This window comes from Geothermobacter hydrogeniphilus, assembly GCF_002093115.1.
GTDB lineage: Bacteria > Desulfobacterota > Desulfuromonadia > Desulfuromonadales > Geothermobacteraceae > Geothermobacter_A > Geothermobacter_A hydrogeniphilus.
In genome coordinates this window covers 1-11045 of sequence record NZ_NAAD01000038.1, presented here as the reverse complement: position 1 = coordinate 11045, position 11045 = coordinate 1, and the positions used below count along the sequence as shown (strand labels likewise).

Sequence of the window (11045 nt, the reverse complement as noted above, 5' to 3'; positions counted from 1 at the left end):
TGCTGCGTTGCTCGCGCCTTCAGTCGCTGCGGAGTAGCTGCCGCTACACCTCACTTCTTCAGTTGCGAGACGCCTTGTATCTACGCACGTCTTGGCCGCCTCGGGCCATTTCTGTTGGTTCGGGGCGTTTCTGTTGGTTTTCTGATTTTTTTTGAGGGGACTTGCTTTCCCGTGTTGTCGCCGCCGGAGTGAGGTGGACGTTTCGGGAGAGAGCCGGACGAATGTCTGAGGCGTAGCCGAGTTTTCGTCCCGGTCCCGAAACGTCTGCCGAACGGAGGGAACCCGCGTAGCGGGCCAGACATTCGGGCGCGTTTCTTTTGCTTCGTTTTCTTTCGCGCGAGCAAAGAAAATGAAGGCGCCGGCGGGCGCCCCCGCCGGTTTCTTCGCTATATACGAACAAAGGGCGCCCCCGTTCGGGGACGCCCTTTGTTGATTCAGATTGTGCTGTCGTTGGAATCAGCTGGTGATCTTCGCATAGGCAATTTCCGAGATCTTCGCCCAGGCGCGAACATTTTTCTGGAACTTGAGATAGTGCTCGTAGATCTTCTTGCTCTGCTTGTCCTTGTTGCCGACCTCTTCCAGCACTTCCCTGGCGTAACCCCGCATGGTCGTGACAACCTCGTCGGGGAATTTCTTCAGCTTCACTCCATGCTCGTTGATCAGCTTCTGCAGGTAGGTGTTGTTCTTGGCCTCGAACTCGCTCAGCATCCAGATGTTGGAACGGGCGGCGGCGGTGGTGATGATTTCCTGCAGGTCTTTCGGCAGGGAGTCCCAGGCCTTCTTGTTGACGAAGGTTTCGAGAACCGTTCCGGGCTCGTGCCAGCCGGGATAGTAGTAGTACTTGGCAACTTTGTAGAAACCCATCAGGTAGTCATGGTAGGGGCCGACCCACTCGGTGGCGTCGATGACGCCGCGTTCGAGGTTGGTGTAGATTTCACCGCCGGCCGAGAGGACCGCGGTGCCGCCGGCCTTGGCCAGCAGTTTGCCGCCGAGGCCGGGAATCCGCATTTTCAGACCCTTGAAGTCCTTGACGGAGTTGATCTCGCGGTTGAACCAGCCGCCCATCTGCACGCCGGTGTTGCCGGCCGGCATCGGCTTCAGGTTGAACGGGGCGTAAAGCTCCTCCCACAATTCAAGGCCGCCGCCGGAATAGAGCCAGGCATTCATCTGCTGGGCGTTCATGCCGAAGGGAACGGCGGCGAAAAACTGGGTGGCCGGGGATTTGCCGGCCCAGTAATAGGAAGCGCCGTGGCCCATTTCGACCATGCCCTGGCTGACGGCGTCAAAGGTCTGCAACGGCGGGACCAGCTCGCCACCGCCGTAAACCTGGATCTTGAGTCGTCCGCCGGACATTTTCTCGATCCATTCGGCCATCTTGTCGGCGCCCTCACCGAGGACCGGGAAGTGCGGCGGCCAGGTGGTGACCATGCGCCAGGTGTAGGTTTTTTTGGCGTGAACAGCCGGCGCGCCGACGGTGGTTGCCGCGGCTACGGCGGCTGTGGTGACCGTGGCTTTTTTGAGAAAGTCACGCCTGTTCTGCTTGCTCATGAGAGTGCCTCCTTTCGGGGAAGAAACCGAATTCAGGTTGACCTTTAACGGCAGGGTGATTCAGGCATTTTATCCCCCGGTTCACGGGGGAACGTTCTCAAAATAAGACGCTGTTTTATGATTGTCAAATAAATATCCGGAATCGACAAACTTCGACCGGGTTCCGGATGTCGGGAGATTGGAGATCAGGTTGTCCTGAGTCCGTGGATTCATGGCGGCGGAAGAGCGTGGGCGGGTCAATGTCTGGTGCTGTTCGCCGGCAATGAATTTACGGATTCAGGGGGGCGACAAGGCCCCGCTGCAGGTCTTCCCAGAGGTCTTCGCCATCTTCGATCCCGGCGGAGATGCGCAGCAGCGACGGCAGGATGCCCATCTGTTTCTTGTCGGCGGCCGGAATGGCGGCATGCGACATCGACCAGCAATGGGTGAGGATGGTTTCGACCCCGCCGAGGCTGGGGGCGATGATAGGCAGCCGGACGTTCTTCAGCAGCGGCTGAACCTGTTTGTCATCTTTCAGTTCAAAGGAGAGAACCGCGCCGGCGCCGGTTGCCTGGGTGCTGTGAATTCTGCGGCCGGCAAAATCGGCCAGGCCGGGATAGTAGACCCGTGCCACCGCCGGATGCTGCTGCAGTCGTTCGGCCAGCAGCGCGGCGTTGCGCTGGGCCGCTTCGAGCCGCAGCTTGAGGGTCTTGATGCCCCTGGAGAGCAGGAAGCAGTCGAAGGGGCCGAGGACCGCTCCCATGGCGTTCTGATAGCGTTTAAGCCCCTTGGCCAGCTCGGGATCGGCGGTGGTGACCAGCCCGGCGAGCAGATCGGAATGACCGCCGAGAAACTTGGTGGCGCTGTGGATCGAGATGTCGACGCCGAGTGCGAGGGGACGCTGCAGCAGCGGAGTCATGAAGGTGTTGTCGATGAGTGTCAGCAGCTGCCGGCGCCGGGCGATGTCCACCAGGGCCCGGATATCGGCAACCTTGAACAGCGGGTTGGAGGGGGTTTCCATCAGGATGGCGCGGGTGTTCGGCCGGATTGCTTCTTCGACCCGGTTCAGATCGGTCTGATCCACCAGGCTCACGTCAACGCCCTGATCCGGGAGGATCATGGTCAGGTAGCGGAAGGTGCCGCCGTAGAGGTCGTCCGGAGCGATCAGGTGATCGCCGCTTTTAAGCAGCGACAGCGCCGAGCCGATGGCCGCCATTCCCGACCCGTAGGCGAACCCGCGCACGCCCCCTTCAAGCAGGGCGATGGCGTCCTCGACCTGCTGCCGGCTGGGATTGCCGCTGCGGGCGTAGTCGTATTCCCGGGGCTGCCCGTCGGGATGGTGATAGGTCGAGGCCTGGTAGATGGGGACCGTCGCCGCCCCGGTTGCCGGGTCACGGTCCTGTCCCTGGTGAACCAGCAGAGTAGCGGGGCGATAGGCGTTTTTTTCAGTCATTGTTGTTTCCTGTCAAAGATCATATGGCTCAGTTCTCAGTTCTCAGTTCTCAGTTCTCAGTTCTCATCTCACATCTCACATCTCACATCTCACATCTCACATCTCACATCCTTCAAACCTTGAAAGCTCCGACTTCATCTTCCAGGGCGGTGATCTGCTCGGTCAGTCTCTCGACCACGGCATCGAATTCGCTGGTCCGCCGGGCGTTGTTTTCAGCGATCTCACGAATCGTTGCCACCGCCTGTACCACCTCGCGGCTGCGTTCGGTCTGGGCCCGGGTGGCGCTGTCGATGCGTTCGATCATCTCGCGGATCTGTTCCATGCTGGTATTGATCTGACGGCTTCCCTTGGCCTGTTCGGCGGTACCGAGTTTGCCCTGCGAGGCGATTTCCTTCATTGCCTCGGCATTGCGCGCCAGCTGCCGGGTGCTGTCATTCTGCTGGCGGATCGCCCCGGCGATCTGTCCCAGCATGTTGGTCACCTGATTGATGCTGTCGGTGATCTGTCGACTGCCGCGACTCTGTTCCTGGGTGGCCCGGACGATTGAGCGCACCTGCTCGTTGGCCTTCAGGGTGCTGCTGCGGATCTGTTCCAGCGCCCGCCCCGCTTCCTCGGAGCGCGCCACCTCGCGGTGGACCCGTTCGGCGCCGGTTTCCATCGCCGCCACCGCGTCGCGGGTTCCCTCCTGCAGTCGGCCGATGATCTCCCCGATCTCACGGGTTGAAATCGCTGTGCGGTCGGCCAGTTCGCGGATCTCGTCGGCGACCACGGCGAAGCCGCGGCCATGCTCACCGGCCTGGGCGGCGATGATTGCCGCGTTCAGGGCGAGCAGGCTGGTCTGGTCGGCGACATCGTCGATAACGGTGAGGATTTTACCGATGGCGTTTGACTGGTTGCCCAGTTCGCGGATGGCGGTGCCGGCGTCGTCGACGGTCTGGCGGATAATGCCGATGCCTTCGATGGTGGCGTCGACCGCCTGTTTGCCGCTTTCGGCGTCGCGGGCTGCCGCCTCTGCCAGTTTGCCGGTCTGCTCGGCGTTCTCTTCGATCTCCTTGATCGAGGCGTCGAGTTCAATGATGCTGCTGGCCGTCACTTCAGTGGAGCTGTTGAGGATATCGACATTCTCCGCCACCTGCTGACTTGAAACGCTCATCTCGCTGATGGAGCTGGAGACCTCGTCGACGGTGCCGAACAGCTTTTCCATCTGTCCGGCGATCTGTTCGATGGTGGCTCCGAGTTCGAGGGTGGCCGAAGAACTCTCCTCCACCGCCGAAACCAGACTGCTGATCGATTCGGCCACCTCCCCGGTCGAGGCGTCAATGGCGACCAGGGCCTGGTGCGATTCCTCCAGTGCCTCGGACTGGGCCAGCGCGCCGTCGTTGACCGCCCGCGAAGAAACGCGGATTTTTTCACTGGCGTCGGCGAGATCGATGGCGACCCTGCCGGAACGACTGACCATCTCGCGCAACCGGCTGAGGAAACGGTTGAAGTTGGTGGCCAGCAGACCGATTTCATCCCGGCCGGTGACCGGCAACTCCCGGGTCAGGTCGGCCTCTCCTTCAGCAATCTCCTGGAGGCCGGCAACGACCTTGTTCAGCGGCTGGGCGATGCCGCCGGCAATGAGAAGGCCGAGCAGGATGGCGAGGATGGCGGCGGCAACGGCCACCGAGGCGAACAATCGCTGCATGTCTCTGCGGCTCTTGAGTTCTGTTGTCCGGTCAATGGCCATCAGCAGGTTCAGGTCGTTGTTGCCGAGGGGTTCGAAAAACAGTCGGTAGGGTTTTCCGTTGATGTCCAGTGAGGCCAGTTGCTTTTCAGTCAGGGCCGCCGGGGTCAGCTTTTCCAGTTTTTCGGTTGACGCGCCGACGATCTGTCGTTCGTCGAAGAAGGCGACCTCGGCTTTGCTCAACTGCTTGATCTGTTGCGCGTAGTTACGATCGATGAAATTGGCGGCCACCATGTGTCCGAATATCTCGTCCTTCAACCGGATCGGTGACGCGGCGATGATGCTGTAGCGCCCGCCGATGCGGGCGGTGCCCGATGACAGCTTGCCCTTGAGACTGTCGGCAATGACGAAGTTGTCTGTTTCGTTTCCCCGGGGGAGGTTTTCTCCCTGTCGGGTTGCCCGGCACATGACCTTGCCATTTTTATCAAGAATTTCGATCAGGTCGAGCTTGAACCGGCGCTGGAGTTGTTCGGTCAATTCCGTGAGCTGTCCCGTGTCTCCGGTCAGGGCCGCGTAATAGGTGGCATTGACCATGTCGGTGCCGCTGCTGTTGATGGCAACGAAATTACGGGTTTCTCTAGCGGTGCCGGCGATCGCCTGCTCGATGAAACTGGCTGTTTCACGTGACTGCTGCAGCATGTTCTGTTGAATCAGGTCACTGGTGAACCCGGTCATCAATACCAGGATGGTGACCAGCGGGATCAGCGACAATCCGGTCAGGGCAAGCAGGATTTTCCAGCGCAGTTTCAGATTGTTGAGCATGACGGGATCTCCTCGACCCTGGATAAACGGGGTGGCCCCGGCCGGCGGGCGCCTGAAAAGGAATGCCGGGCGGCCGACAGGAGTCCGCAGACAGGGCCGCCTGCAGATTAATGCCCTGAAGTCTAAGCGTAATTACCCGATCGGGCAAGGACTTTCAGTCATTTGCGTTCATGCGGGGTTGGGGTTCCGGGGACAGAATTCGGCATGATTTCAGTCTGCTCTAGTTAAGAGCCTGGTCCAGATCGGCGATCAGGTCTTCCACCTCTTCCAGGCCGACGGAAAGGCGAAGCAGACAGTCGTCGATGCCCAGTCGCAGACGGTCCTGCTCGGGGATGTCACCGTGGGTCTGGACCGCCGGCAGGGTCATCAGTGATTCGACCCCGCCGAGGCTTTCGGCGAAGGAGATCAGCTGCAGGCGCTCCAGCACACGGCGGGCCTGTTCGGGCGTGCGGGTGCGGAACGAGAGCATGCCGCCGAAATCGCTTGCTTGGCGCTGTGAGAGGCTGTGTCCCGGGTGGTTTTCCAGCCCCGGGAAATAGACCGCGCTGATCTTTTCATGCTGCTGCAGCCAGCGGGCGATGGTCATCGCGGTACGGCAGTGGCGCTCGATACGCAACGGCAGGGTCTTCAGCGAGCGGATCAGCAGCCAGCAGTCCTGTGGTGGCAGGATTCCCCCGGTCGAGTTCTGCAGAAAATAGAGTCGTTCGCCCAGGTCCTCGTCACGTGCCACCAGCACGCCAGCGCAGAGATCGGAGTGGCCGCCGAGGTACTTGGTGGCCGAGTGGACGACGATGTCGGCGCCGAACTCGAAGGGACGCTGCAGGATCGGGGTGAGAAAGGTGTTGTCGACGATGAACAGCATCTCGTGCTCGCGGCAGAGTTCGCCCAGCACCTTCAGATCGGCGACCCCGAGCAGCGGATTGCCGGGGGTCTCCACCAGCAGGGCACGGGTTTCGGGACGGATGGCGGCGGCGACGGCGGTGCTGTCAGTGGTGTCGACGTAGCTGCTGCGCAGGCCGAATTTGTTGAAAACCTGGTCGAGTATCCGGTAGGTGCCGCCGTAGAGATCCTGCGACACGACCAGGTGGTCGCCGCTGGAAAAATGCAGAAAGAGGGTGGTCAGGGCGGCCATTCCCGAGCTGAAGGCCAGGCCGCGAGCGCCGCCTTCAAGGTCGGCGAGGGCCTGTTCGAGAACCTCCCGGGTGGGGTTGTTGGAACGGGTGTAATCGTAGCCGGTACTCTGTCCCACTCCGGGATGGCGGTAGGTGGCGCTCGGGTAGATGGGGAAGCTGATCGCTCCGGTGCGCTCGTCCCGGCCGGTTCCGATCTGAACCAGGCGACTGGTTCTGTTCCAGTTCTGTCTGCTCATGTGTATCCCCTGTCGGGCCCGAACCGGTGCTGGATGCACCGGTTCAGGCCCGAATCTTCAATTTCCCCCCGATGTTGTCCAATATCTATCGCGGCTGTCAGACAATCCCCTCGTAGAGGACGCTGGTCAGGTAACGTTCGCCGGAGTCGGGCAGAATCACGACGATCTTCTTGCCGGCGAACTCATCTCTGGCGGCCAGACGCGCGGCGGCGGCGACTGCGGCACCGCAGGAGATGCCGGCGAGGATGCCTTCTTCGGCGGCCAGGCGGCGGGCGAAGTCGATCGCCTCGTCGTTGCTGACCTGCTCGACCGCGTCAACGATGGAGAGATCGAGGGTGTCGGGAATGAAGCCGGCGCCGATGCCCTGGATCTTGTGCGGGCCCGGCTGGATCTCCTGACCGGCCAGCTGCTGGCTGATGACCGGGGAGTCGGTCGGTTCGACGGCCACTGAATGCAGCGGCTTGCCCTTGTCCTGCTCGAAATAACGCGAGATGCCGGTGATGGTGCCGCCGGTGCCAACTCCGGAGACCAGCACGTCGACGTCGCCGCCGGTCGCGTCCCAGATTTCCGGGCCGGTGGTCTGCTGGTGGATGGCCGGGTTGGCGGGGTTCTTGAACTGGTGCAGCAACAGGTAGCGGTTGGGATCGGAGGCGGCCAGCTCTTCAGCGGCATTGATCGCCCCGCCCATCCCCTTGGCTCCGGGGGTCAGCACCAGGTTGGCGCCGAAGGCCTTGAGGACCTTGCGCCGTTCGAGGCTCATGGTGTCGGGCATGGTCAGGGTGATTGGAATCCCGCGGGCGGCGGCGACAAAGGCGAGGGCGATGCCGGTGTTGCCGCTGGTCGGTTCGACGATCTCCCTGCCCGGGCCGAGCAGACCCTTTTTCTCCGCGTCCCAGACCATTGCGGCGCCGATGCGGCACTTGACGGAATAGGCCGGGTTGCGCCCTTCGATCTTGGCGTAAACCTCCGCCCCTTCGGGGACAATGCGATTGAGCTTGACCAGCGGGGTTCCGCCGATGGCTTGGGTGTTGTCGGTGAAAATCTGGGCCATGGTCATTTCTCCTTGGTTTAATGTTGATGGCGTCGCAGCAACGCACCGGCAGTTGCGTTGCTGTGTTTGTCTCGCTGTCGGCGTTTTCTGCCTGGCCAACGCATTGACAGCGTTCTTGCGAAAGCATCAATGTCGGGTCGATCTTATGTTTTCTCAGGCTGAGCAAAAATGTCCAGATGCAAGGCGTCCGCACACCCACGGAATAAGGCGTACCGGAAGGTACGTCGTTGACGCGGGGAAGGACAACGCCGCAGTTGGGCTTTTTTCATCAGCCTGTCAGATCATTCCGTCGGCCGTGGGGGCGAACACGGCCTGCTCAGCCGGGTCCAGCTCCAGTTGTATCGCATCCCGCAGCTGCTGCAAGTCCAGGTTCTCGGCGATGATGTCACCGAGGCCCTCACCGTCGCGTTTCAGCAGGTCGAAACGCGGACTGTGGTTGCCGTTGCCATCCTTGACCAGTTTGCGGGGCAGGATGCCGTAATCGGCCAGCTGGGGTTGCGAACAGCTGTTGGGGCAGCCGCTGATGGCGAACCGCAGACCCATGGCCGCAGGCGGCAGCTCGTTGATAATGCTGCGGGCGATATCACGCGTCGCGCACAGTCCCATGCGGCATTCATGGTTGCCGGGGCAGACGCGGAAAACCGGCTGCGGACGGGTCGCCTGTTCGCCCAACTGCTTGAGGATCAGCCTTTGCTGCAGCGCGGAGCGGTGCTTCTCGCTGTCACAGACCAGGGTGATATCCTGATCGGCGGTCAGCAGCAGCACTCCGTCGGCATAGCGTGTCGCCAGGCGGCACAGCAGCCGCATGGCGGCGACGTCCAGTTCTCCGGCGAAGATCGGAACCGTCAACGGTTCTTCCCCGCTGCCGGGTCTTTCGCTGAGGGTTTCACCGAGGCCGCTGGCCGGCAGGTACGCCGGTGGTTCGGGTGTTTTTTCACGCAGCAGGCGGCGGAACTCTTCTTCGCCGACCCGCTTGACCAGGTGCTTGAGGCGCTTGCCTTTTTCGACCTGCTCACGGTAGAGCAGCACCAGCCCTTCGATCAGGGGAATCAGGCGACTTTCGGGGATCCGTTCGCCGAGCAGCAGTCCGGCCCGCGGTTCGCGTCCCAGGCCGCCGGCACACCAGACGTCCCAGAGATTCTGCCCGCCCTTTTCCCCGGCATAGACCAGCCCCGTATCCTGGATCAGGTGACGTCCGCGACCCTTTTCACCGTCGATGCCGATCTTGAATTTCTTCGGCAGCCCCTCGAAGTAGGGATTGCCGGCAAAATGACGCTGGAGCTTGCGTGCCAGGGCCTGACAGGCCGGGTAATTGACGCTGGAGCTGGTACTGCAGGAGATGCCGCGCACGGCGCCGCCGCAGGCGCCGCGTCCGGTCAGACCGACGCTTGCCAGCCCGCGGTTGACCGCGGCCAGATCCTTGCCGGACAGATCGTGCAGTTCAATGCTGCAGCGGGTGGTCAGGTGCAGTCGGCCTCCGGCATAGCGTTCGGCAAGTTCGGCGACCTTGAGCCCCTGTTCGCTGGCCAGGGCGCCGGCCGGCACCTTGATGCGCTGCATCCAGCGGTCCTCGCCGGTCTGCTGGTAGATGCCGTCGAGGCGAAGTTGTTGCGGATCGTAATTCATGATTCACGTTCTCCTGAAGCGTCAGGTTTGATGGTGTCGTGGGCTGTCCGGGATCAAAACTCCAGTTGCCGGAGCAGAGTCGCGACCAGCTGTTCGTCGGGAGCATCGGTCGTGATCCGGATCTGTCGCGTCGGCCCGTCGTCTGCCGTCTGCGCCGTCTCTTCCACCGCACGCAGCACCCGGATCGGCTGCAGGTCGGCGAGTTGTTCGAGCAGCTGTTGCTGCTCCCCGTCATTGAGACGGGCGGCGGCCAGCAGCACGATCAGCCCGCTGTCAAACAGCAGCCGCAGGGATTCCGCGAGCAGGCGCAGGGCCTGCGGCCGGTCGGCGAGACCGGCGCGGTCCGCGAGCCGCTGCAGGTAGTCTTCGGCATCGAGCAGGTAGCTGTGCCGTCCGAGGCTGTAGAGGCGGTTGTCGATCAGCCCCGGCAGTTTTGTCGCGTTCTCCCGGTCATCGCCGGAAAACAGCAGCAGGCGCGCCTGCTGTCCCTTGATTCTGGCGCGCGCCGCGTTGTCAAGCTGCAGGGCCCGCCAGTTGTCGCCGGAGGACTGCAGCGGCTGGTGAATCATGCCGGCGCCGATGGTGGCGAAGGTGAAGCGGTCGATGAGAATGAAGCTGCCGGTGGCGCGGTTCTCCCGGTAGGAATCGAAGGAGATCGGCACGCTGGTCTGCAGCCCGGCAACGCCGACCTCGTTGAGTTGCAGTTGCCCCCCCTGCTCCTGGTCGAGGCTGTTGACATTGACCTTGAAGCGCAGTTCGTTGATCTGGACCGGAACCGTGGTCGACCCGGCCTTGAGCAGGTAGCTGCGTCCGGTTTCCATCGGTTGTTCGTGCAGCCAGACCAGCTTGGCTTCGAAGTGGTCGGCATGGTGCGGAACGGAATCGGGGGCGGCGAGGGTGTCCCCGCGGCTGATGTCGATTTCATCCTCCAGCGTCAGGGTCACCGCCTGGCCGGCGCGGGCCTCTTTCAGGTCGCCGTCCATGGTGACGATGCGGGCGACACGGCTGGACTGTCCCGACGAGGTGACAATGATCTCGTCGCCCGGTCGAACCGTCCCCGAGGCGATGGTGCCGCAGAAACCGCGGAAATCGAGGTCGGGCCGATTGACCCACTGCACCCGCATGCGGAAGGGAAGCCGGGCGGCGCTGTCGGCGATCTCCACCGTTTCGAGATGCTCCAGCAGCGGCGGGCCCTGATACCAGGGGGTCCGGGTGCTGCGGGTGAGAATGTTGTCTCCTTCGAGGGCCGAAATCGGGATCGCCGTCACCTGATTGAAGCTGAGATTGGCGGCGAAAGACTTGTATTCATCGACGATCTGCCGGAACCGCTGCTCGCTGTAATCGACCAGGTCCATCTTGTTGACCGCCAGCACCACGTTGCGGATCCCGACCAGCGAAACCAGGTAGCTGTGTCGCCGGGTCTGGGTCAGCACCCCCTTGCGGGCGTCGATCAGGATCACCGCCAGCTGCGCTGTTGAGGCGCCGGTGACCATGTTGCGGGTGTACTGTTCATGCCCCGGGGTGTCGGCGA

The 11045-nt window shown here is 62.3% G+C and carries 7 protein-coding genes; all 7 read right to left on the bottom strand.

Features of this window, described 5'->3' with window-relative positions; translation table 11 throughout:
* Window positions 1-456 precede the first annotated feature (456 nt).
* Window positions 457-1548, bottom strand: a complete 1092-nt coding sequence (locus B5V00_RS16390) for a TRAP transporter substrate-binding protein (protein ID WP_085011887.1) — start codon at window positions 1546-1548, stop codon at window positions 457-459.
* Between the two features lie 268 nt (window positions 1549-1816).
* Window positions 1817-2980: a trans-sulfuration enzyme family protein gene (locus tag B5V00_RS16385; RefSeq protein WP_085011886.1), complete on the bottom strand. Its 1164-nt coding sequence runs from the start codon at window positions 2978-2980 to the stop codon at window positions 1817-1819.
* A 112-nt stretch (window positions 2981-3092) separates the two neighbouring features.
* Window positions 3093-5468, bottom strand: a complete 2376-nt coding sequence (locus B5V00_RS16380) for a methyl-accepting chemotaxis protein (RefSeq protein ID WP_085011885.1) — start codon at window positions 5466-5468, stop codon at window positions 3093-3095.
* 220 nt (window positions 5469-5688) lie between these two features.
* Window positions 5689-6837 (bottom strand): trans-sulfuration enzyme family protein, encoded by a 1149-nt coding sequence (locus B5V00_RS16375; protein ID WP_085011884.1) that lies wholly within the window; start codon window positions 6835-6837, stop codon window positions 5689-5691.
* A gap of 97 nt (window positions 6838-6934) precedes the next feature.
* Window positions 6935-7888 carry a cysteine synthase A gene (gene cysK, locus B5V00_RS16370; RefSeq protein ID WP_085011883.1) on the bottom strand — a complete coding sequence of 318 codons (954 nt, stop codon included), beginning with the start codon at window positions 7886-7888 and terminating at the stop codon, window positions 6935-6937.
* 276 nt (window positions 7889-8164) lie between these two features.
* The gene (locus B5V00_RS16365; protein WP_085011882.1) at window positions 8165-9514 is read right to left on the bottom strand and encodes a nitrite/sulfite reductase; all 1350 of its coding nucleotides are present in this window, start codon (window positions 9512-9514) and stop codon (window positions 8165-8167) included.
* A 53-nt stretch (window positions 9515-9567) separates the two neighbouring features.
* On the bottom strand, window positions 9568-11045 hold a 1478-nt coding region (locus B5V00_RS16360), incomplete at its 5' end, for an elongation factor 1-alpha C-terminal domain-related protein (protein WP_139800816.1).